The sequence below is a fragment of the Kurthia sp. YJT4 genome, assembly GCF_030219945.1.
GTDB lineage: Bacteria > Bacillota > Bacilli > Bacillales_A > Planococcaceae > Kurthia > Kurthia gibsonii.
This window is the reverse complement of sequence record NZ_CP126689.1, coordinates 2,473,923-2,497,500: the sequence shown is the minus strand read 5'-3', so window position 1 is coordinate 2,497,500 and position 23,578 is coordinate 2,473,923. Positions and strand designations below refer to the sequence as shown.

Annotated in this window: 23 protein-coding genes; 13 read left to right on the top strand and 10 right to left on the bottom strand. The window is 36.2% G+C overall.

The genetic code is table 11. The features are described 5' to 3' along the window. Nucleotides 1-307: 307 nt before the first annotated feature. Together QN089_RS12390 and QN089_RS12385 are read left to right on the top strand one after the other, a co-directional pair. Nucleotides 308-1,705, top strand: a complete 1,398-nt coding sequence (locus QN089_RS12390) for an APC family permease (protein ID WP_285215419.1) — start codon at nt 308-310, stop codon at nt 1,703-1,705. A 235-nt stretch (nt 1,706-1,940) separates the two neighbouring features. After that, nucleotides 1,941-2,714, top strand: a complete 774-nt coding sequence (locus tag QN089_RS12385) for a glycerophosphodiester phosphodiesterase family protein (protein WP_068450969.1) — start codon at nt 1,941-1,943, stop codon at nt 2,712-2,714. Between the two features lie 22 nt (nt 2,715-2,736). Here the strand turns inward: QN089_RS12385 and QN089_RS12380 are convergent, their stop codons facing one another. Continuing rightward, nucleotides 2,737-3,312, bottom strand: a complete 576-nt coding sequence (locus QN089_RS12380) for a DNA-3-methyladenine glycosylase I (protein ID WP_087679925.1) — start codon at nt 3,310-3,312, stop codon at nt 2,737-2,739. 219 nt (nt 3,313-3,531) lie between these two features. Here QN089_RS12380 and QN089_RS12375 point away from each other — a divergent pair, with 219 nt between their 5' ends. Next, entirely contained in the window at nt 3,532-4,452 is a 921-nt protein-coding gene (locus QN089_RS12375; RefSeq protein WP_087679926.1) for a S66 peptidase family protein, read from the top strand. A gap of 36 nt (nt 4,453-4,488) precedes the next feature. Here the strand turns inward: QN089_RS12375 and QN089_RS12370 are convergent, their stop codons facing one another. Next, nucleotides 4,489-5,178, bottom strand: coding sequence for a B3/B4 domain-containing protein (locus QN089_RS12370; protein WP_068450976.1), 690 nt, complete (start codon nt 5,176-5,178; stop codon nt 4,489-4,491). Nucleotides 5,179-5,238: 60 nt separating this feature from the next. On the opposite strand from QN089_RS12370, the gene queG reads away from it, so the two are divergent. Further along, complete coding sequence (queG, locus tag QN089_RS12365) at nt 5,239-6,372, top strand: tRNA epoxyqueuosine(34) reductase QueG (protein WP_087679928.1); 1,134 nt, start codon at nt 5,239-5,241, stop codon at nt 6,370-6,372. Between the two features lie 16 nt (nt 6,373-6,388). Then, nucleotides 6,389-6,862, top strand: a complete 474-nt coding sequence (gene trmL / locus QN089_RS12360; protein WP_068450979.1) for a tRNA (uridine(34)/cytosine(34)/5-carboxymethylaminomethyluridine(34)-2'-O)-methyltransferase TrmL — start codon at nt 6,389-6,391, stop codon at nt 6,860-6,862. Between the two features lie 50 nt (nt 6,863-6,912). On the opposite strand, the gene QN089_RS12355 is transcribed toward trmL, so the two are convergent. Then, entirely contained in the window at nt 6,913-7,467 is a 555-nt protein-coding gene (locus QN089_RS12355; protein WP_068450981.1) for an HAD-IA family hydrolase, read from the bottom strand. A 99-nt stretch (nt 7,468-7,566) separates the two neighbouring features. On the opposite strand from QN089_RS12355, the gene QN089_RS12350 reads away from it, so the two are divergent. Then, entirely contained in the window at nt 7,567-7,749 is a 183-nt protein-coding gene (locus QN089_RS12350) for a hypothetical protein (RefSeq protein ID WP_068450984.1), read from the top strand. A 91-nt stretch (nt 7,750-7,840) separates the two neighbouring features. Here QN089_RS12350 and QN089_RS12345 read toward each other — a convergent pair whose 3' ends face one another. Further along, nucleotides 7,841-9,136, bottom strand: coding sequence for an NCS2 family permease (locus QN089_RS12345; RefSeq protein ID WP_285215418.1), 1,296 nt, complete (start codon nt 9,134-9,136; stop codon nt 7,841-7,843). 191 nt (nt 9,137-9,327) lie between these two features. On the opposite strand from QN089_RS12345, the gene QN089_RS12340 reads away from it, so the two are divergent. Beyond that, complete coding sequence (locus QN089_RS12340) at nt 9,328-10,116, top strand: aldo/keto reductase (RefSeq protein WP_285216433.1); 789 nt, start codon at nt 9,328-9,330, stop codon at nt 10,114-10,116. 44 nt (nt 10,117-10,160) lie between these two features. Here the strand turns inward: QN089_RS12340 and QN089_RS12335 are convergent, their stop codons facing one another. The 3 genes from QN089_RS12335 to QN089_RS12325 form a co-directional block, all read right to left on the bottom strand. After that, on the bottom strand, nt 10,161-10,841 hold the full coding sequence (locus tag QN089_RS12335) for a DUF554 domain-containing protein (protein WP_068450989.1): 681 nt from the start codon (nt 10,839-10,841) through the stop codon (nt 10,161-10,163). 73 nt (nt 10,842-10,914) lie between these two features. Continuing rightward, entirely contained in the window at nt 10,915-11,433 is a 519-nt protein-coding gene (locus QN089_RS12330) for a thioredoxin family protein (protein WP_285215417.1), read from the bottom strand. Continuing rightward, a complete protein-coding gene (locus QN089_RS12325; protein ID WP_285215416.1) occupies nt 11,433-11,861 on the bottom strand; it encodes a disulfide oxidoreductase in 429 nt (142 codons plus the stop codon). The genes QN089_RS12330 and QN089_RS12325 overlap by 1 nt, the downstream gene beginning before the upstream one ends. Before the next feature lie 201 nt (nt 11,862-12,062). Here QN089_RS12325 and QN089_RS12320 point away from each other — a divergent pair, with 201 nt between their 5' ends. The 4 genes from QN089_RS12320 to QN089_RS12305 all read left to right on the top strand — a co-directional run bounded on the left by QN089_RS12320 (nt 12,063) and on the right by QN089_RS12305 (nt 15,817). Further along, on the top strand, nt 12,063-13,178 hold the full coding sequence (locus tag QN089_RS12320; protein ID WP_068450998.1) for a GAF domain-containing sensor histidine kinase: 1,116 nt from the start codon (nt 12,063-12,065) through the stop codon (nt 13,176-13,178). 113 nt (nt 13,179-13,291) lie between these two features. Then, nucleotides 13,292-13,924 (top strand): IS607 family transposase, encoded by a 633-nt coding sequence (locus QN089_RS12315; protein ID WP_285215415.1) that lies wholly within the window; start codon nt 13,292-13,294, stop codon nt 13,922-13,924. Then, complete coding sequence (locus QN089_RS12310; protein ID WP_285215414.1) at nt 13,896-15,017, top strand: RNA-guided endonuclease InsQ/TnpB family protein; 1,122 nt, start codon at nt 13,896-13,898, stop codon at nt 15,015-15,017. Before QN089_RS12315 ends, QN089_RS12310 begins: the two co-directional genes overlap by 29 nt. Before the next feature lie 161 nt (nt 15,018-15,178). Continuing rightward, the gene (locus QN089_RS12305; protein WP_068451001.1) at nt 15,179-15,817 is read left to right on the top strand and encodes a response regulator transcription factor; all 639 of its coding nucleotides are present in this window, start codon (nt 15,179-15,181) and stop codon (nt 15,815-15,817) included. Nucleotides 15,818-15,946: 129 nt separating this feature from the next. Here QN089_RS12305 and rsgA read toward each other — a convergent pair whose 3' ends face one another. From rsgA to QN089_RS12290, 3 genes are all read right to left on the bottom strand, one after another. Further along, on the bottom strand, nt 15,947-17,029 hold the full coding sequence (rsgA, locus tag QN089_RS12300; protein WP_240626049.1) for a ribosome small subunit-dependent GTPase A: 1,083 nt from the start codon (nt 17,027-17,029) through the stop codon (nt 15,947-15,949). A 238-nt stretch (nt 17,030-17,267) separates the two neighbouring features. After that, nucleotides 17,268-18,149, bottom strand: coding sequence for a cation diffusion facilitator family transporter (locus tag QN089_RS12295; protein ID WP_068451006.1), 882 nt, complete (start codon nt 18,147-18,149; stop codon nt 17,268-17,270). A 72-nt stretch (nt 18,150-18,221) separates the two neighbouring features. Further along, nucleotides 18,222-19,568: a hemolysin family protein gene (locus tag QN089_RS12290; protein WP_285215413.1), complete on the bottom strand. Its 1,347-nt coding sequence runs from the start codon at nt 19,566-19,568 to the stop codon at nt 18,222-18,224. A 509-nt stretch (nt 19,569-20,077) separates the two neighbouring features. Here QN089_RS12290 and QN089_RS12285 point away from each other — a divergent pair. After that, complete coding sequence (locus QN089_RS12285; protein WP_087679933.1) at nt 20,078-21,817, top strand: ABC transporter ATP-binding protein; 1,740 nt, start codon at nt 20,078-20,080, stop codon at nt 21,815-21,817. A 1-nt stretch (nt 21,818) separates the two neighbouring features. Then, entirely contained in the window at nt 21,819-23,570 is a 1,752-nt protein-coding gene (locus QN089_RS12280; RefSeq protein WP_285215412.1) for an ABC transporter ATP-binding protein, read from the top strand. The last annotated feature ends 8 nt before the right edge of the window (nt 23,571-23,578 follow it).

The window sequence follows — 23,578 nt, the reverse complement described above, 5'->3', positions numbered from 1 at the left end:
ATTTTTTTTGTTCTGTTTATGTGTTCTAGTTGAATTGTAAAAATTATGAAAATGTATGTATCTGTCTTTTAAATATAAGTAAATACTGTGCTAATGAACTGGTTCCAAAAAAAAGAAAAAGATGGTTCTTTTATTTTAAAGTGGTATTCTTCATAATCTATGTAAGCACTATAAAGAAAGGAATAAAGGGGAATTTATATAAGTTAATACAGAATATATGGGGTTGTATTAGCTTTTTTTGAAAATGTGTAGCATGCTTTTAAGCTTGAAAGCAACGAGAGTCTACAGCATGAAGGGAGAAATTAACATGGGCAATCAGAATAATAAAGAATTTACAAAGTCGATGTCAAAGGTCGATGTACTTTTTCTATCACTAGGCGCTATGCTTGGTTGGGGATGGGTTGTTTTATCAGGGGAATGGATTACAGGGGCAGGCTTTTTAGGAACGATTATTGCATTCATATTAGGAGGATTACTTGTAATCTTTATCGGTTTAACGTATGCGGAGCTTTCAGCAGCGATTCCCAAAACAGGTGGCGGATTAGTATTCGTCCAGCGTGCTTTTGGTAAAAAGAGCGCATTTGTAGCAGCATGGGGTGTACTTTTTGGTTATGTATCTGTTGTAACATTTGAAGCAGTCGCATTACCAACGGTTATTGATTACGTAATGCCTGTTGAACATAAAGTAAGTCTTTGGACATTAGGTGGTTGGGAAGTGTATCTTACATGGGCTTTAATCGGTTCTGTAGGTGCAGTCGCACTAACAGCACTAAACTTCTTTGGAATTAAACCAGCAGCTATTTTCCAAAATGTTTTTACAGTTGCGATTGTATTAGTAGCAGCTCTTATGGTATATGGGGCTTTTGCGAATGGTGATATGAAAAATTTAGATCCGATGTTTACAGATGGATTCGGAGGTACACTATCTGTACTTGTTATGATTCCATTCTTATTTGTAGGGTTTGATGTTATTCCACAAGTAGCAGCAGAAATTAAAGCACCTGGTAAAACAATTGATCGTATTATTATTGTATCAATTGTCAGTGCGGTATGTTTCTATTTATTCGTTGTCTTTGGGGTAGCAGCAGCACTACCAGACGAACAACTTTTAACAAGTCAATTAGCAACAGCAGACGCAATGGTTGCACTATTTGGTAGTCCTGTTTGGGGATATGTCCTAGTGATTGGTGGTATTGCAGGAATTATTACAAGTTGGAATGCCTTCATTATCGGAGGGAGTCGTATTTTATATGCGATGGCAGAACATCATATGATTCCAAAATGGTTTGCCTATATGCACCCGAAATACAAAACACCGACAAATGCGATTATCTTCTTGGGTATTTTAGCAGCAGTTGCGCCTTTCTTAGGTCGACCGGCACTTGTATGGATTGTAGATGCTGGTGGAGTGGGTATTATCGTAGGTTACTTATTAGTATCTTTTGCGTTTATGAAGTTACGAAAAGTAGAACCAGAATTACATCGTCCATATCGCATTAAATATTGGAAGTTTACAGGAGTGGCAGCGATTGCATTGAGTATTTTATTCATTACATTCTATTTACCAGGCATGCCTTCAGCACTTGTATGGCCTATGGAATGGCTAATTTTAGGTGTATGGTGTCTCATTGGATTTGTCTTATATATGATTAAACCAAAAGAAGCGATTGCTTTTGAGGTAGTTAGTGAAGGTAACAATAAGTAAAATTATATGAATATGATGATGAAGTATAAGAAAAAAACGGAATCGTGCTGTGACACGGTTCCATTTTTTCGTTGCGAACTCTAAAAGAGGAAATGAACTATTTGTCACAACCTCTTTGAATTTTAAAAGGTATATGAAATACTTTTAGTTAATCTATTTTCTTATTTAAAAATTTTTTCTATTTCTGTTTACATATAGTATGATAGATATGATGTCTTAGAAAAAGGAGGGTACAATGAAACGTTTTATTGGAGTCTTTGTTCCTGCACTTTTTTTAATCGCTGTCATTACGAGCTATATGACATTTGCCCAGTCTTATGAGTGGACTGAAAACACCATCATTGCACATGCAGGTGGTGGAATAGAAGGAGATAAATATACAAATTCACTTGAGGCTTTTCAAAATAGTTATGAGAAAGGTCATCGTCTCATTGAATTAGATATTAATATGACAAGTGATGGAAAAGTAGTAGCGCGACATGATTGGAAAGATACAAAAGACCAAACATATGAAACTTTTAAGAATCGACTTTATAAAGACAAATATAAACCAATCGATTTTCAACAAGTTATTAAATTGTTGAAGAAATATGATGATGTTTATATTATTTTAGATGGTAAAACAAAGTCACCTCAAGCAGTACAAACACTATATAAAAAAATTAATGTCTATACTAAAAACTTAAAGCCACGTGATAAAAATCGTCTTATTCCTCAAATGTTCTACAAACAAGACTATCAACTATTAAAAAACTATGGTTTTAAAGATGTACTCTATGTGATTGGGCGTGAAAGTTATACAAATCAATCATTAGCCGAATTTTGTGATGAACGCGGTATTCGGGCAGTGAGTATTGATAAAACATTTGTAAATACCCCTTTAGTACAAACATTGAAAAAGAAAAAAATTGTTTCTTATACGTATACAGTGAATGACCGAGGTACGATGAAAAGACATAAACAAATGGGTGTTCATGGATTCTTCTCTGACTTTGTTGATGCGTATTAAATAAAAAAAGGTCTGCATGCTTTTAAGCACCATGCAGATCTTTTTTATAGCAAAAACAAGTTGTTACATGATCGTTTACAAGGCCGCTTGCTTGCATAAAAGCATAAACCGTTGTCGGACCTAAAAATTTAAAACCACGCTTTTTTAAATCTTTACTAATGCGTGTGGAAAGTTCTGTAGTCGCAGGCACTTCAGATAATTGTGTGAAGTGATTTTGAATTGGTGTACCCCCTGTGTAAGTCCAAATGAATTCGTTAAAGCTTCCGAATTCTTTTTGAATATCCATGAATAAGGTAGCATTATGAACCATTGCTGTTAATTTACCACGATGACGAATAATTCCTTCGTTTTGTAGTAAGCGCTCAATTTTAGCTTCATCATATTGTGCAATTTTTTCATAATCAAAATAATCGAATGCTTCGCGCATCGTTTCACGCTTTTTTAAAATGGTTGCCCAACTTAAGCCCGCTTGCATACTTTCTAAAATAAGTGTTTCAAACCAATCCGAATCTTTAGTAATCGGTACACCCCATTCTTCATCATGATACTGTTGATCAAGCTCGGAAACATTTGCCCATGCACAACGTGTTTTCTCCATTGTCATCTCCCTTTCAAAAAAACGAATCTTTGTTCTTATTATAACAGACATCTGTTTGACATATTCGATTTTTATAATGAAAGAAAAAAATTCGGAGGTTCAGATGAAGAAAAAAGCGATTTGTATAGGTGTCATTTGCGGTTTAGTGATTGAAGTGTGTACACTTATGATTCAAATCACTCTATAATAGAGGAGAGTATAAAAAAAGGAGCTTGGCATATGAAACAAAGACCGATGCGTTTACAAAAAGGTGACACAGTAGGGATTGTCGCTCCTGCTAGTCCGCCGAATCAACAGCAATTAACAAAAGCACTCGATTTTATTGAAGGGTTAGGGCTTCAATATGTAATGGGTGAGAGTGTTACAGCGAAAGAACATTATTTAGCTGGTAGTGATGAATTACGTGTACGTGACTTACAGCGTATGGTAGAAGATCCGTCTATTCGTGCTATTTTCTGTGCAAGTGGTGGATATGGTTCTGCGCGTATTGCAGATCAATTAGATTATATGCTATTTGAAGAAAATCCAAAAATCTTCTGGGGTTTTTCAGATATTACATTTTTACACACAGCGATTGGTGAGTTGAGTAACTTGGTAACATTCCATGGCCCAACACTTTCCTCTTTAGGTAGAGAGGATATCCCAGAACGTACGTATTTAATGTTTGAGCAGTTATTTAATCCAGCAGAGATTTACTATGATGAACGTATTTCACCACTTCAAACAATCGCAAAAGGGCGTGTACGTGCGCCGATTGTTGGCGGTAATCTAACATTACTGTGTGAATCACTCGGAACAAAATTTGAAGTGGATACAGCAAATAAAGTGTTACTCATCGAAGATATTGGATTAGAGCCAGCACAGATTGATGCGAAGCTGAATCAATTACGCATGGCACGAAAGTTCGAACATTGTGCGGGTGTAGTCATCGGTAGCTTTACACACGCAGAACCACGTGATTATACAGATTCACCGTCGTTAGATGCACTATTTACAAGTTATTTTAAAGACTTCAATAAGCCTGTTGTGAGTGGTTTTAAATTTGGGCATGAGGATTTAAATGTCGGTATTCCCCTAGGTGTAGATGTTATTTTAGATGCAGATGAAAAAGTACTAGCCTTTTTACCAGGTGTAGAATAAAGAAAAAGTTCGGACACACATCGTGCCCGAACTTTTTTAAATGGTCGTCTGTAATTGTTCTTTATTCAAAATGGCATATGTTGCATCGCCCCCGTGGATTTGTGTAAACATCTTAGAAGCAGAAGCGAGTAACTGCTCGCATGACTCATGAGAAAGTGATGGTGGAAGATAGAAAATTTGAAGTGCATCTGTTGTGGCTTCAGTAACTGCACTACGCTTACTATCGACATAAGGACTACCGAATGGACCTTGTTCATCACAGCTTACAGGTATTCCAGCTAACTTGACATCACGACCATTTAATCCTTCATACATACTATTCTCTGTTCCTACAGTCATTTCGATAGCACCTTGTAAAGCATGCGTATCATAAATCCCTACAGGAATCTCATATTGTAGTGAAAAGAAGTTATTTAAGTCGACAGCAGAGTGGAAGGGTTGTAAATATTGTTGTTTTGCAATGCGACGTAGTAATGCTTCAGCAGATGGACGGTAGCGACTTGGATCAGCACCGAGTGTTTTAAAAATGTGTCGCCATTCTTGAATGGCTTTATGTTCTGCGACAGGTGTATCTTGTAAATCTAAAAATAGATTCTCTTGATATAATTGTGTACGTCCTTTAATCATTTGGGGCGATTCTTCCACGATAATTTTGGTATAATGGACAGTGCCGATTTTAAAATCTGTTATTTGATTGGTTAATTGTTCATTTAGTTGAATGTGCATAAAACATCACCTATCTGTTCATTTTTGCCAATTGTATCATATAGAAAGGAATGAAACCAAATGAACGTTTTATCGTTTCAACAACAAGTTAGAGAATATGCTCAGTCCATTGGAATCGATAAAATTGGTTTCGCATCTGCTACACCGTTTATTGATTTAAAAGCACGTCTTATTCAGCAACAACAGTTAAACTATCAGTCTGGATTTGAAGAATCTGATGTCACTTTACGTACGGAGCCTACCTTGTTATTAGAAGACGCAAAAAGTATCATTGCGATTGCATTAGCTTATCCGTCTAAGATGTTGAATGCACCACAAGGGAAGAAAGGTGCGAGACGTGGTATTTTTTGTCGTGCTTCTTGGGGTGTCGATTATCATACCGTCTTACGTGAGAAATTAGCGTTACTTGAAGAATTTATTCATACACATCATCCACATGCACGAACGAAGTCGATGGTCGATACAGGGGAGTTATCCGACCGAGCTGTTGCAGAAAGAGCGGGAATTGGTTGGAGTGGTAAAAATACGAATATTATTACGCCAGAGTTCGGTTCTTATGTTTATTTAGGAGAGATTATTACAGATATTCCGTTTATAGCGGATGAGCCAATAGAAGATGAATGCTTAGATTGTCGCCTGTGTATAGATGTTTGCCCAACAGGTGCGATTGTACAAGCAGGACAACTAAACGCTCAGCGCTGTATTGCTTTTTTAACACAAACAAAAGATACATTACCAGATGAGTTTCGAACACATTTAGGGAATCGTATTTATGGCTGTGATACATGCCAAACTGTTTGTCCGAAAAATAAGCGTAAGCATAATTTAATTCATGAAGAGTTCTTCCCAGATCCTGAAATTGCAAAACCGTTACTTGAACCACTACTAACCATGTCCAATAAACAGTTTAAACAAGATTTTGGTCATGTTTCAGGTTCTTGGCGAGGGAAGAAACCATTGCAGCGAAATGCGATTTATGCACTTGCACATTTTAAAGAGGAATCAGCCATTCCGACACTAACAGAAGTGCTACAAAAAGATACACGACCTGTTATTCGCGGTGCAGCAGCCTATGCGATTGGGAAAATTGATGCGCCAGCGTCAAAAGCAATATTAGAACAAGCGCTACAAAAGGAACAAGATGAAGAAGTACTTGAGGAAATAGAAAAAGGACTATCATTTATTACAAAATAGAAGGAAGTGCCCTTAGATGACGTTACACATCGTCCTATATCAACCCGAAATCCCAGCAAATACAGGTAACATTGCAAGAACATGTGCTGGAACTAATACACACCTACATTTAATTCGTCCATTAGGTTTTTCAACAGATGATAAGATGCTGAAAAGAGCAGGACTGGATTATTGGTCAAGTGTCAATATCACATATTACGACAATGTAGAAGAATTTTTTGAAAAGCATCAACAGGCGACAATTTATTTTATCGAAACATTCGGGACGAAAAATTATACAGAGTTTGATTATTCGAATACAGAAGAAGATATCTTCTTTATGTTTGGAAAAGAGACAACAGGTATTCCACGTGAATTAATTGAAGACAAACAACATATGTGCCTACAAATTCCACAAAGCGACCACGTACGCTCATTAAATTTATCAAATACAGCAGCGATTATTATTTACGAAGCGCTACGTCAACAAAGCTTTAAACCAATTTTATAGAATAAAAAAAGAAGAAATCGTGTGATTGTACGATTTCTTCTTTTTGATATTTAAGGAATTAAATCGAAAAAATGATGATAGTCATTAATGGTATAATCAGCAACGTCACAATCGTTTTGGAACATAATCGTTTTAAAGCCAGCTTTTTTAGCAGGGATTAAGTCGAGCTCACGATCACCAATCGCATAGTCGAGTTCATAGCGTTCATGTAAATAGACATAAGCAGCAGGGTCTGGCTTTCGTGCAAAACCATCATCACCGGCGACAATTTCTGTGAAGTATTTGGCTAAGTCTGTTTCTTGTAAAATACGTTCAACAGAAGCTCGGTTCATATGTGTCATAATAACATTTACTTCAGCCTGTTGTAGAACGTTTTCAACATAGGGGAATGGTGTGTAATTCGTAATCGCACGACTTTTTTCAATCATTTCTTTTCGTTGTTCATCTGTTAATTGAAAATAATCCATCGCATGTGATTGTGAAATTTTAAGTTGTTGATAGATTTCTTCTTTTGTAAATTGTCCGTTCAATATATCATATAAAATATCGGTATAAGCAGGATAAGTATCCATAATGGTTCCATCAAAGTCCCATAAAATACGCATGAGCCAATCGCCTCCATTTTTCAAATAGCATAGCATAAAAAGGTTTGAAAAGTCTTTTAAAAGGGTACACATAGTAAAGGCTTAAAAAGGGGCGTGGTAATGATGAAAAAAGGTAAAGATAATGTGTCGAGTGGACATATGACGAATAACTTCAGTGACGTTGTAGAATTAGGAAAACAGATGGAAAGACTACGCGATGAACAAGAGCTAAAACGAGATGGTTATACACAAGATCCCGTACAATATGATGATGAAGATGAGAAGAAAGAAGAAGCGAAATAATACTTAAATATAAGAAGATGGTATATTGATTCATCTGAACATAAGAAAAGCCAAAATCGCATGTGTGTTGTGATTTTGGCTTTTTATTATTTTAGATAAAGACAAGTTGAATAATAAATAGGATAGCGAATAGATAAAGTAAAGGATGTACTTTTTTTGCTTCACCTTTGACGATTTTTAAAATCGGATATGCAATAAATCCAAATGCAATCCCTGTTGAAATACTTGAAGTGAGTGGCATAATAAGCATCACTAAAAATGCAGGAAGTGCCTCATCAAATGTATCCCATTCAATGTGACGAACAGATGCAATCATCAATGTTCCGACAATGACTAGAACAGGTGACGTAATGGCAGAAACACCTGACACCGAAGCAACTAAAGGTGAGAAGAATGAAGCAATAATAAATAGAACGGCAACTGTTAAAGCAGTTAAGCCTGTTCGACCACCAGCCGCAACACCTGCAGATGATTCTACATAAGCTGTTGTTGGTGATGTACCAAACATTGCTCCGATTGTTGTACCGAATGAGTCACCAAGTAAGGCCTTACGTGCGCGAGGTAGTGTTTCACCCTTCATTAAACCAGCTTGGCGCGCTACACCAACTAATGTACCTGTTGTATCGAATAGTGTTACTAAGATGAATGAGAATACAACACCGTATAAACTACGTGCAATAACTTCTTTTAAAGCATCAATCGGATTCCAAACAATAATACCTTCTGGTAAATGTGGCATCGCAACAAGTTCATCAATTTTTAATTGCCCTGTAAAGAACGCGATGATGGCGGTAATGACCATCCCAATGAAAATAGCACCTGGTACACGACGTACCATGAAAATCGCTGTAATAATAAGACCACCAAGTGTTAATAGCACACTTGGACTTGTTAAATCACCTAATTTAATTAAGTTTGTTGGATCGTCTACAACGACACCTGCCATACGTAATCCTAAGAACGAAATAAATAAACCAATACCAGCAGTAATCGCTAATTTTAAATTATTCGGAATCGCTGTAATTAATTTAGAGCGAAGAGGTGTTAAGGATAAAATAATGAATAAAATACCGGCGATAAATACAGAAGCAAAAGCAGTTGTATAATGTAATTCACCATTTGATGCTTGAACAACTGAATACGTGAAGAAAGCGTTTAAACCCATACCTGGTGCAATCGCAATTGGATAATTGGCAACTAGAGCCATCCACAATGTACCGAATACTGCGGCAATGATTGTCGCCATGAACACTTGTTGGCTCGGTACACCTGCTGCACTTAAAATTGTCGGATTGACGATAATAATATAAACCATTGTTAAAAACGTTGTAAGACCAGCAACAAGCTCTGTTCTAACAGACGTTCCATTTTCTTTTAATTTAAACATAATAATAACTCCTTAAAGCCGAACGATTTTTTTGACAACGTCTATAATATTCGCTAAGAGGTGAAAAAGCAAGGTGTACTGAAAAAATAAGTATTCTCGAAATAATGTGACAATAGGGGTATACTGTAGAAAAGGAGTGAGAGCATTTGTTAAATCTACATTCAACGAAAAAGTTAGTAAATGGTGTTGAAATGCCACGTTTTGGTTTAGGTGTATATAAAATGACGAATCCAGATGAAGCATATAGTGCCATGTCACATGCCCTTGAAGCAGGATACATTGCGATTGATACAGCTGCTTTATATGATAACGAGGAACAAGTAGGACAAGCTGTACGCGATTCAAAAAAGAAGCGTGAGGAATTATTCATCACCTCGAAAGTTTGGAATACCGATCAAGGATACGACCAAACGTTACGAGCATTTGAGACAAGTCTAAAGAAATTAGATATGGATTATTTAGATTTATATTTAACGCATTGGCCGGTTCCTGAATTATATATAGATACTTATCGTGCGATTGAACGCTTATACGATGAAAAATTAATTCGCGCTACAGGTGTATCAAATCACGAACCGCATCATCTTGAGAAGTTATTAGCGACAGCGAATGTACAACCAATGGTGAATCAAATCGAGCTACATCCTCATTTGATTCAACAAAAGAATCGTGATTTTGCAAAACAACATAATATTGCCATTACATCATGGTCACCACTTGGTCGTGGTCGCGTATTAAAAGATGAAGCAATTGTGAAGCTCGGAGAAAAATACGGTAAATCAGCAGCACAAGTGATTATTCGATGGCATTTACAACATGACTTAATCGTCATTCCGAAGTCTGTAAAAGAAGTACGTATTCAACAAAACGCGGATGTCTTTGATTTCGAACTAACTACTGAAGATATGCAAGCGATTGACATGTTAAATCGAGATGAGCGTTATGGCTCACATCCGGATACATTCCATCTGAAAAAATAAAAAAATGAAGGGTTACGCTCAAAAGCGTAACCCTTCATTTCATTTTATAAGAAAAGATGTTTAAAAGTTAAGTAAACTGGAGGTATTAAAAGGGCAGGTAACATATTAAGACTTTTTAAGTTTTTAATTCCTAAAATACTCAAACCAGTCGCAAAAATAAGAATGCCTCCGATAATCGAGATTTCAGTTAATAAAGACTCCGTCATAAAGTCATTTAAAAATAAAGCCATCACATAGAAGAAGCCCTGCCATAAAAAGAGTACCACTGCGGATAATGCGATGCCAAAACCGAATGTAGAAGCGAGTACGAGCGACGTTACACCGTCTAAAATACCATTTGTAATTAAGTATGTATGGTCACCTTGTAAGGCGCTATTAATAGGACCGAGAATGGATAATGTACCAATACAGAATAAAAGAATAGCTGTAGATAGACCTTTTGCGAGTGGCCCATCTGAAAAGCGTCCAACAAATCGATTGAAACGTACTTCAATGTCGATTTTTTCACCAATTACTGCACCAATCGCTAAACTAACGATGAAGAGAACAGGTTCTTCACTTTTGGGTAAGTATTGTGTTACTGCATTAATACCAAGTGCGACAGCAGCAAATCCCATCGCTTGTAGCAAAATCGTTTGATAACGTTCTTTTAGCCCTTTATTCATTAAGCTTCCGATAGTACTACCAATCAAAATCATGCAACAATTAAAAATCGTTCCGAACATATGTATAACCCCTTTTTATAGCATATCAGAAGAAAAGGAACCGCATATACAGGCGATTCCTCTCCAATGAATTCTATTGTTTTTTCATATCCTCAAAAAACTTCACAAATGCTTCTTTTGGTTGTTCACCGACAAGACGACCAACTTCTTTACCGTCTTTGAAATAAGCAAGTGTAGGTGTCGCTGCCAAGTTATAATCTTGCCAACCTTGTTCAAACTCTAAAACATTATATTGGTTAATATGGACTTTTGCTTCATCTGCTAAAGGCATTAACTCTGGTGTTACTTTTTGACAATGTACACATTCAGGTGAGAAGAAGTAAGCGTAAGTTCCTTCACCACTATCAATTTTTTCTTTTAAGGCATCTGGTAAGATGATATTTTGATAATTTTCATCATCTAATTGATCGATTGTTGATTGTGTTTTAATTTTATGGTCTCCGTATAGTGAAGAACCTTCTTCTTTTTTATCATTTGAACTTTTATTAAGTAATAATAAAGCTGCAAAAATAGCTACAATAATTAAAGCAATAATAATTAGAATTCCAGCATTATTTTTTTTCTTAGGGACATTCGTTTTCTTTTTTGCCATTACATTTCCTCCTTCTTTCCTTGTTTAAAGATAAAGATACTTGTGATGAAAATCAATACAAATGCAGTAAGTGACAAGAAAGGAATCGTAATAAAACCAAGCCAGTTAATATATTCTCCTGTACATGGTACACGTCCACAAGCTATTGCATTATCATGTAAAAATGGTATTTTTTGCATACCATAATGATAAAATGCTACCAATGCACCGATACATGAAAAGACAAGTGTAGTAACAGCAATCTGTGCATTACGCTGAATATACGCAATTCCAATAATCAATACGAGTGGATACATTAAAATACGCTGGTACCAACAAAATGTACAAGGCTCATATTTCATCACTTCAGAGAAGAATAGAGAACCCATCATCGCTACAAGTGATACAACCCACATAAATAACATACTATATTCTATTTTTTTAGACATTGAAATTCTCCTAGTTCTACATTATTTTCCTACTTGAGTATAAAGGCTTTTACAAACATTGTAAAATACAATTCTCTCAAATTCAAAGTTTTTTTGTTGGTTTACTCTTATAATACCCGTCAAAAGTATGAAAGGATTCGCATAGGAGAAAAGGGCATTTCCATGTACAATAGAAGGTAGTATAGAACGGAGGGTGGTACTTTGACGAAAGCAGACCATTCAAATATCGCATTATTGAAAGAAATTGCAGAATTATTAAATGAAGAAACTGAAATGAAACAAATGCTTCAATTAGCACTAGAGAAGTTACTTGAAGGCACGAAGTTTGAAACGGGATGGATCTTTCTTATTAAAGATCGTCGTCGTCATGAACTAATTGCCGAAGCCAACTTGCCGAATAATTTAGAACAAGAGGGGTGTCGCTATCTATGTAAGGGTGGTTGTTGGTGTTTATCGAAATACCATAATAATGAACTAGAGAAAGCATCAAACATTATAGAATGTCAGCGCATTGAACTTGCGAATAAGCATTCTAATGAAGCACATGATGCAATTACTCATCATGCGACGGTTCCATTACAGTCAGGACCTGAAAAGTTCGGATTATTAAATGTTGCATCTCCTAATACGGTACGTTTTTCAGATGATGACCTTGCATTATTAGAGTCGATTGCGTTCCAAATTGGCTCAGCAATTAAGCGTATTTTACTTACAAAACAAGAAAAAGACGTTGCACTTGCACAGGAACGAAATCGACTAGCACGTGACTTACATGATTCAGTTAATCAGCTACTCTTTTCTGTCACACTGACTTCTCGTGCAGGCATCGAAATGACAGATGAACCGTTAGTAAAAGAGACATTTGCAGAAATTCAGTCACTTACACAAGAGGCTTTAACAGAGATGCGCGCACTCATTTGGCAACTTCGTCCTAAAGGATTAGAAACAGGGTTACTTGAAGCACTAAAAGGTTATGCTGAAATGCTTGGTATCACACTTGATGTAAAAGTATCAGGTGTATTACAGTTCCCTTCTAAAATTGAGGAAGCATTATTCCGGATTGCACAAGAAGCTTTGAATAATGTACGAAAACATGCAGGTGTAAAACAAGCTCAAATCATTATTCGTGTAACGCATAGTGATATTTTACTTGTTATTAAAGATGATGGTCGTGGTTTCTCAGTAGATTCGTCTATTGCACTTCCTTCACTTGGTTTACAAAGTATGCGTGATCGTACAGAAGCACTTGGAGGAACGATTGACTGGGTGAGTGATATTGGAAAAGGGACGGAAATATTAATTCGACTACCTTATTAAGGAGGTAACAAACAGTTAGAATAAATATATAAATATCTATAAAAAACTATTGGTTTTTCATACATTTCATAACATAATAGAATTATCCACTAATTCAAAGGAGAATGTAATGTATGAAAAAATATAGTATTGGTCAATTCGCTAAAGAAATCGGAGTAACAGTTCAGACTTTAAGAAATTGGGATAAGACAAATAAATTAAAACCTCAATATACTGCACCTTCTGGACACCGTTATTACTCTCAACAACAACTTGAATATTTTCTTGGTTTACATTCTCCTGAATCAGAATCGAGAATAACTATCGGCTACTGTCGAGTATCTTCTCATAAGCAAAAGGATGATTTGCAGAGACAAGTGGAAAACATGGAATCATACTTACTGTCTCAAGGTAATCCATTTAAGATTGTGAAAGATATAGGTAGTGGTATAAACTACAACAAAAAAGGGTTAAATGATGTTATTGATTTAGTCCTAAATTACAAAGTAGATCGAGTTGTAGTTTTATACAAAGATAGGTTATTACAATTCGGATTTGAACTCTTGGAAAATTTATTTGCTAAATACGGAACAAAGATTGAGGTTATCGACAATACTCCAAAGACAGATAATCAAGAGTTGGTCGAAGATTTAATTCAAATTGTTACTATATTTAGTTGCAAATTACAAGGGAGACGGGCGAATAAGGCTAAGAAATTAATTAAGGAGTTGAAAGAGAATGATACTAACAAAGAAGATACGAATTAAACCAACTAAAGAACAAGAAATTCAGTTATGGAAATCTACTGGTGTGGCAAGATGGGTATACAATTGGACATTAGCCAGACAACAAGAAAATTATCAACGAGGGTTGAAATTCTTATCTGACAATGTTTTAAGAAAAGAAATCACACAAATTAAAAAACAAGAGGACTTCCAATGGTTGAGTGAAGTGTCAAATAATGTAGCTAAACAAGCTGTTAAAGATGCTTGTAATGCGTATAAGAGATTCTTTAAAGGTTTGGCGAAACGCCCAAGATTCAAATCTAAAAAGAAATCTAAACCTTCTTTCTATAATGATAATGTGAAACTTAAAGTAAAAAAGAACACGGTGTTAATTGAGAAAGTAGGATGGGTTGCAACTTCTGAGCAAGTCCCAATGGGGGTGAAATATACTAATCCTAGAGTATCTTTTGACGGAAAGTATTGGTATATCTCTGTTGGAGTAGAGCAAGAACAAGTAAAACAAGAATTAACGAATGAAGTAATTGGCGTAGATTTAGGAGTTAAAGAATTAGCAATTTGCTCGAATGAAATGGTGTTCAAAAACATTAACAAAACAAAAGAAGTGAGAAAGATTGAGAAACGTTTACGTAGGTTACAGCGAAGCGTTTCTCGAAAATATGAGATGAATAAGGAGGGAAACCGATTTGTCAAAACATGTAACATTATAAAAATCGAAAAGCAAATACGAAATCTACACAGACGGTTAGCTAACATTAGAAACAACCACATTCATCAAGCAACAAATACAATAGTGAAAACCAAACCTTGTAAAGTTGTGATGGAAGATTTGAATGTAGTTGGAATGATGAAAAATCGTCATTTAGCTAAAGTAGTAGCCAAACAAAAGATGTATGAATTTCTCCGTCAAATGAAATACAAATGTGAAAAATACGGAATTGAATTTATACAAGTTGGACGTTTCTTCCCATCTTCTAAAACATGTTCGTGCTGTGGACAAATTAAATCAGATTTAAAATTATCTGATAGAGTTTACAAGTGTGACTGCGGATTAGAGATAGACAGAGATATGAATGCTGCGTTAAATTTAGCTAAATTTGGAGAATTAGTAGCTTAGTCACTTACAAGACACTACTAATGTGTAGGGTTCGTTGTACCCGAATTAACGCCTGTGGAGTATCATATCAAATGTGAGTAGCTTCGGCAAAAGCAGATACAAAGAAACAGGAAATAAACATTGCTTATAGATTTTTATAGGTTTTTGGCAACGGGGATTGTATGATTAAAGTATTGATTGCTGACGATCATCATGTTGTAAGAAGAGGGTTACTTTTCTTTTTAAAAACACAAAAAGATATTGAGGTAGTAGGGGAAGCACGAAATGGTAAGGAAGCAGTAGAACTCGCTTCAGTGTATCAACCGGATATTGTATTAATGGATTTAGTCATGCCAGAGATGGACGGTATTGAAGCGACACGTCGTATTAAATCAGTGTATCCACATATTCAAATTTTGATGTTGACGAGTTTTTCAGATCGAGATCATATTTTACCAGCGATTGAAGCGGGAGCCGCAGGTTATCAATTAAAAGATATTGAACCAGATGAACTCGTTTTAACAATTCGTAAAATCATTGCGGGCGAGAATAGTATGCATCCTGAAGTGACGCATCAACTCGATCAGAACCAAGAATCAACACAACATTTGCCACACGTTAAAAATCCACTAACTCGCCGTGAAAAAGATGTCTTAGCGGAATTGACAAAAGGGAAGAGCAATAAAGAGATTGCTTCTTCATTATTTGTTACAGAGAAAACGGTGAAAACGCATATCTCAAATATTTTTGCGAAATTAGAAGTACAAGATCGTACGCAGGCAGCTTTATACGCTGTAAAATACGGTTTAACTGAAAAATAAACAGACTGGGACATACGTGTAAAGGACACCATATTATATGAACATAAAAAACTGGAATCGCGCCACAGTGCGGTTCCAGTTTTTCATTTTGAATGCTAAAAAAGAAATAGTCCAAGACGGTTTTATATATTATAGACGATTTTTCTTTTTATTTTTTAGCTGTTTAGATACTTGTTTCCATTTACGTGTTTCTGCTAGTTGTGCTTGTTTATTCGTCTTTTGTTCAAGATAGCGAATTTCACGTTGTAGCTTCACATAGCTGGCATAGCGTGCTTGTTCTAATGAGCCATCTGAAAGAGCTTGTTGAATGGCACAACCGGGTTCATTTTTATGTGAACAATCTCGGAAACGACAAGAATCAGCCAGTTGTTCAATATCAGAAAAACTCGATTCTAAAGCACCTTCTGTTGACCATAGTTGAAGTTCGCGCATTCCAGGTGTGTCGATGAGAATACCGCCCTTTGGTAAAACAAAAAGTTCGCGATGTGTCGTTGTATGGCGTCCTTTAGAATCATCTTCACGAATGTGTTGAACGGTCATTTTCTCTTCTTCAACAAGCGCATTCGTGAGCGTAGATTTCCCGACACCAGAAGACCCCATTAACGCAGCTGTTTTATGTGGTAGAAGTAGATTTTGTATCTCTTCAATTCCTTCTCCTGTTAATGTGCTGATTGCATAGATGGGTACGCCAATTGCTACTTGTTCTGCTTGTTCAATGAATGATGTCACATCTTCACATAGATCTTTTTTCGTTAAGATAATGACTGGAGATGCACCTGAATCCCAAGCAGCTAGTACATAGCGTTCAAGTCGACGAACATTAAAGTCGTGATTTAAGCTCATAACGATGAACACAAGATCGACGTTCGTCGCAACGATTTGTTCGTCAATTTCGAGACCAGCCATTTTGCGTGAGAATGTCGAAGTACGTGTTAAAAGTTTATGAATTAAACAACGCTGTTCGCCCGGCATTTGTTCAACTAATACCCAGTCACCGATTGCTGGATAGTCTTTACGCATGAATGCATTATATGCGTACTTACCCGAAATCGTTCCAAGTAGTTCACCTTGTTCTGTGCGAATACGATAACTATGTTTATGTTCAAGTGTGATACGTCCAATCAAGTAGTTTTCGTGACCTGCTTGTGTTAAAAGTGCTGTAGCTTCAGATGTAAAAGGCTCTTTAAAGCCGTATTGTTGTAATTGTGTCAATGTAATTTCCTCCAATAATGTGGTAATAAAAAAAGGTTTATTGCACCGTAATGGATGCAATAAACCTAACCGCACATTGAAAGAGAGCTATAACATAATTATAGCGCTACATGGCAGGAGAAAGTTTTATGCATACCAAATACGTGCGAAGTTGTCGCAATCTCATATTTATTCATCATAATACTTCACCTGCTCCCTTTATAAGTTAGACCTAGCATAACAACTTTAATAGAATTCGTCAATTTCTTTTTAAAGATTCTTCAGGCTCGATATGAACGAGCGCTACAGAACTAGGTAATACTTCAAGAATCGCTTCTTCAATTTTCTCCGTAATTTCATGACTTTCCCATACATTTAAATAAGGATTAACGGATACAGTTACATCGATTAAAGCCATATTTCCATGATAACGTCCTTTAACGTCACGCAATTCAACGACACCTTCAACATTTGATACAGTAGTGCGAATCGTCTCAATATCTGTTTGATTAAATCCATCTGTTAACGTTAGCACACTTTCAGCAAAAATCTCATACGCTGTTTTTAAAATAATAATGGCTACAATGGCAGCAGTAATCGAGTCAATGATTGGGAAACCAATAATCGCTGCAAAAATACCAATTGCCGCACCAAAGCTGACAAATGCATCGGAACGATTATCATAAGCAGCAGCTTTAACAGCTGAGCTATTAATTTCTTTTGCCAGTCGAATATTGTAAAGATATACGCCCCACATGACAGCACCTGAAATGATTGCCACAACCGCTGTTAAAAGTGAGGGTGGCTCATGTTCATTGGCAAAAAAGCCTTTGATTGCATTAAATAATACTTGTAGACCAACAACCGCCATAATAAATGAAGCGATGAGTGAGGCAATGGTTTCTGCACGCATATGCCCGTAAGCATGGTCAGCATCTGGTGGCTTTTGTGATATTCGTAAACCAATTAATACTGCAACAGAAGCAATAATATCAGTTGTATTATTTAGACCATCGGCTTGTAAAGCTTCTGAATGACCGACATAGCCGACAATTAATTTTGCGAAACTGAGAAAGATGTATGTGATGATACTAAGCCATGCACCTTTTTCCCCTTTGCGTAACTTTTCATATGGGTCCACAATGTTTCCTCCTTGAAAGAAATCTAGACATACGAAAGCGACGTTACATTTTTTAATGTAACGTCGCCCGTACTATATTTCTTCTGTAAGTAATGTTGAATCAGACTCTGTTTCTAATTCAGGATGTTTGATGATTTCTAAGTAAATTAAGTGATGACCTTCTAACTCGCGCACGATAAAATCATAGCCTTGCTCAGAGACTTGGTCGCCTTTCTTCGCATCAAAATGACGTGTCATAAACCAACCGCCGATTGTATCGATATCATCATCTTCAATTTCGATGTTTAGAATGTCATTAATTTCTTCTAATAAAACTTTTGCATCTACGATATAATGCCCATCCTCAAGTTTACGGATTTCTGCAATTTCATCTGCATCAAATTCATCTCGAATATCACCAACAATTTCTTCGATGATATCTTCGATTGTTACAAGACCTGATGTTCCGCCGTATTCGTCCATTAAAATGGCCATATGAATACGTTCACGCTGGATTTTTAATAGTAAATCACTAATTGGAACGGTTTCAAAGACGCGAATGACAGGACGCATGAATGCTGTAACAGGTTTTGCTCCATTTTCTTTTGGATTTCGAATATAAGCTGTTAATAGATGTTTCATATTAACAAGACCGATGACGTGGTCTTTATCGCCGTCAATAATTGGGTAACGTGTATATTGCTCGACACCCATTACTTCAAAAACTTCTTTGAGTGTTAGATCTTTTTCAATCCCAACAATTTCAGTACGTGGAACCATAACTTCTTTAGCGATACGATCGTCAAAGTTGAAGATGTTATCCACATATTTATATTCGGATTGATTAATTTCTCCACCTTTTAAACTGTCAGATAAAATAATGCGCAGTTCTTCCTCCGTCATAGCAACTTCAGAATCATTTGAATTGCGAATACCAAATAATGCAGCTAAACCATTTGCAGATGAATTTAATAATTTAATAAATGGATACATCACATTATGGAATAGAATTAAAAATGGTGCTGTTGTTAAAGCTACAGCTTCTGCTTTTTGGATTGCAAGTGTCTTCGGTGCAAGCTCACCTACTACAACGTGAATAAATGTGACGATTGAGAATGACACAATGAAGGATACGATAGTTGTCACACTACCATTTAGATGTATTAAATCAAAGACAGGGCGTAAAATCATGCTCACTGTACCTTCACCCAACCAACCTAAACCAAGCGATGTAATCGTAATACCTAACTGACATGCAGATAAATATTCATCTAAACTAGATATAACTTTTTTTGCTTTTAAAGCTTTTTTATTACCTTCAGCGATTAGCTGATCAATTCGAGTTGCTCTGACTTTGACAATGGAGAATTCCGTTGCAACAAAGTAAGCAGAGCAGGCGATTAAGACAGCGAATGCTGTCAACCGTATGGCTATTTCCAAAGAATCCCTTTACTCCTAGCCCAAATGAGGGGGAGAGTAAAGTGTACACCTCCTGTGTGTTTAAAAATGTTCAGTATTTTAATAATAAGATAGAACTAGAAAAAATTCAAATCATCAAACTGCTTTTATGGGATGAAAGTTGTATGTATAAAGAAAAAACGGCATAAAAAAATAATATTTACGTAAAGACTAGAAATGGTAATAATCTTTTTTTTCTAAAAATTGTTGACAATTCGGAATTCGAAATGTTATTGTTTAGAAACACGAAATGTGAAATAAAAAAATGGAGGTATGAATCATGAATAACTTAACAGTAGTAAACACAATTGCAGTAACACACAACTATTCATATGGACACATACCTTTACAAGACAACATGTAGCGATTTTGTATTTATTTGTATTGGTGTGTCACATCAATACTCTAATATAGGCGCATGCCCTTAGGGTGTGCGCCTTTTTTTGTTGTTTTTTAAAGGGATAATTTGTAAAAAGGAAGAAGGAGAAAACATGTTTTCTGTATTTACGAAACTGAAATGGTTTTTTAAAGAGAATTGGGGGAGGTATACAACTGCCGTCATTTTATTAACGGTAGCGAATATTATTGAAGTCATCCCACCTAAAATTATTGGAAATACAATTGATGCCATTCATACAAAAGAGTTAACTACTGAATTGTTATGGAATTATATCATCGCACTTGTCGCTTTATTATTTGCAGCGTATATTGTCAATTTCATTTGGCAGTACCAATTATTTGGCGGCGCAAATGTCTTGCAAAAAGACTTACGAATGAAATTAATGGACCATTTCTTGAGGATGCGACCACCATTTTACGAACGTAATCGAACAGGTGATTTAATGGCGCGTTCGACGAATGATTTACAAGCTGTATCTGAAACAGCTGGTTTTGGCATCATGACGTTACTTGATTCTACGCTTTATCTTGGAACCATCATTATTATGATGGGTGTCACTACCTCTTGGAAACTGACACTTGCAGCGTTACTACCATTACCACTATTAGCGATTGCACTTCAACAAATTGGCAAATTCATTCATAAACGTTATACCATCTCTCAAGCAGCATTTGGTGAATTGAATGATAGCGTACTAGAAGCAGTCGAGGGGGTACGAGTTGTTCGTGCCTATGTGCAAGAACGTGAAATGGAAAAGCAGTTTGCACAAAAGACCGAAGAAGTCGTTGAAAAGAATTTACGTGTATCTCGTGTAAATGGTTTATTCGCACCTGTCAGTAAATTCATTACAGCATTTAGTTATGTCATTGGACTTGGATACGGTGCGTATCTCGTATCGATTAACGACATTACAGTAGGTAGTCTTGTCGCTTTCAACGTTTATCTTGGTATGGCTGTTTGGCCAATGATGGCGATTGGTGAATTAATCAATACGATGCAACAAGGGAATGCCTCATTGGATCGTGTGAGTGAAACATTGAACGAAAAAGAAGACGTTCCGAACCCTAAAGAAAGAAAGGTCGTTCAAACACCAACGACAATTAGATTTAACGATGTAAGCTTCCAATATCCATTATCAAAATCACTTAATTTAAAGAATGTAAACATTGAATTACATCGTGGTGAAACACTTGGGATTGTCGGAAAGACAGGTAGTGGTAAAACGACGATTGTGAAACAGTTATTGCGTGAATATCCACATGGTGAAGGGGACGTAGAAATTGCGAATGAAGCGATTCAATTACAAGATAAGGAGCAAGTGCTGAATTGGATTGGCTATGTACCGCAAAGTCACATTCTATTCTCACGTACAATTCGTGATAACATTCGCTTTGGTAAGCCAGATGCAACAGAAGAAGATATTGCTAGAGCAATTCGTATGGCGAACTTTGAAGACGATTTAAAACGTCTGCCAGATGGCTTAGATACGATGGTTGGAGAAAAAGGAATCTCGTTATCAGGAGGGCAAAAACAACGGATTTCGATTGCGCGTGCCTTTATTCGTAATCCAGAAATTCTTATTTTAGATGACTCACTATCTGCAGTGGATGCAAAAACAGAGAGTCGCATTATCGACAATATTCAAAATGAACGAAAAGATAAAACAACGATTATTGTAACCCACCGATTATCAGCAATTTTACATGCTGAAAAAATTGTTGTAGTCGATGATGGTGAAATTATTCAATATGGTACACATGATGAATTGGTTAGACAACCTGGTTGGTACCAAGAACAATTCAAATTACAACAAGTAAAAGGGGGCGAATAAGATGCCCGTTCGTAAGCGATTATGGCAGTATGCACTACTTTATAAGAAACCGATGATTTGGGGACTTGTGCTACTTGCTATATCAGTTGGAGCTGACTTATCAGGTCCATTAATTATTAAATATATTTTAGACAATTATGTTGCCAACATGCCGAAATCTGGATTAGAAGTAAAGCCACTGTATTTAATGTTAGGTGCCTATTTAGGAACCGTTGTTATCTTTGCGATTTTCCGATATACACAGTTTTATATGCTACAAATCGGTTCAAATCGCATTGTCCAAAAAATGCGTAAAGATGTATATGGTCAATTACAACGTCTATCAATTAACTATTTTGACCGACTACCTGCTGGGAAAGTTGTGTCGCGTATTACAAATGATACCGAAGCAATTCGTGAATTGTTCGTAACTGTTGTCTCACAATTTGCCGCAAGTTTTATGACATTAATCGGGATTTTTATTATCATGTTCTCTTTAAACACATGGATGGGCTTCTTCGCATTAATCGTTGTCCCAATCCTCATTGTATGGTCGATTGTGTACCGTAAATATGCTTCGAAATATAATCATGCGATTCGTTCAAGACTATCTGACTTAAATGGTATGTTGAATGAATCAATGAATGGTATGACGATTATTCAAGCATATGGGCAAGAGAAGAATATGAAGAATGAGTTCAATCAAATTAATGATGAACATTTTCGCTACAATAATAAGTTATTATTTTTAGATTCTGCTACATCACACAATTTAGTCGGTGTTGTCCGTAGTATCATTCTCATTGCATTCGTTTGGTACTTTGGTTCACTTGAAGTAACAGGTACGTCGATTGCATCTGTAGGTATTTTATATGCATTTGTTGAGTACATTACACGTTTAATGAACCCAATCATGCAAATCGTCGATCAATTCTCGCGATTAGAGCGTGCAAATGTTGCAGCGACACGTGTATTTGAATTACTAGACTATAGTGGAGAAGACGTTAGCGATGAAAAAATCGCACGTTATAAAGGTCACGTACAATTCGAACATGTATGGTTTGCTTATAAAAACGAAGAATATGTATTAAAAGACATTTCAATTGATGCTAAGGCAGGAGAAACAGTTGCTCTAGTTGGACATACGGGTTCAGGAAAGTCGTCGATTATCAATCTTTTATTCCGTTATTATGATGCTTCAAAAGGAACAATCAAAATTGATGGTGAAAATATCGAAAATCATGCGAGACAGACCGTTCGTCAGCATATGGGAATCGTACTACAAGACCCGTATTTATTTACAGGAACAATCGCATCTAATATTAGTTTGAATGATGAACGCATTACAAGAAAACAAATAGAAGATGCATTAGTTGCGGTTGGTGGGGAACGTGTACTAAAAAATCTACCAAAAGGTTTAGATGAACCTGTAATCGAGCGTGGTAGTACACTATCTGCTGGACAGCGCCAACTTGTATCATTTGCACGTGCGCTTGCATTTGACCCAGCCATTCTCATTTTAGATGAAGCAACGTCAAATATTGACTCGGAAACAGAGGAAATTATTCAACATGCGATGGATGTTTTGAAAAAAGGTCGTACAACATTCATCATTGCGCACCGTCTTTCAACAATTAAAAATGCTGATCAAATCTTAGTATTAGATGCAGGTGAAATTGTAGAACGTGGAAAGCATGATGAATTACTTGCACTAGGTGGACGCTATAGTCAAATGTATGAATTACAGTCTGGGAATAAACAGCATAGTTTATAATGAACGAA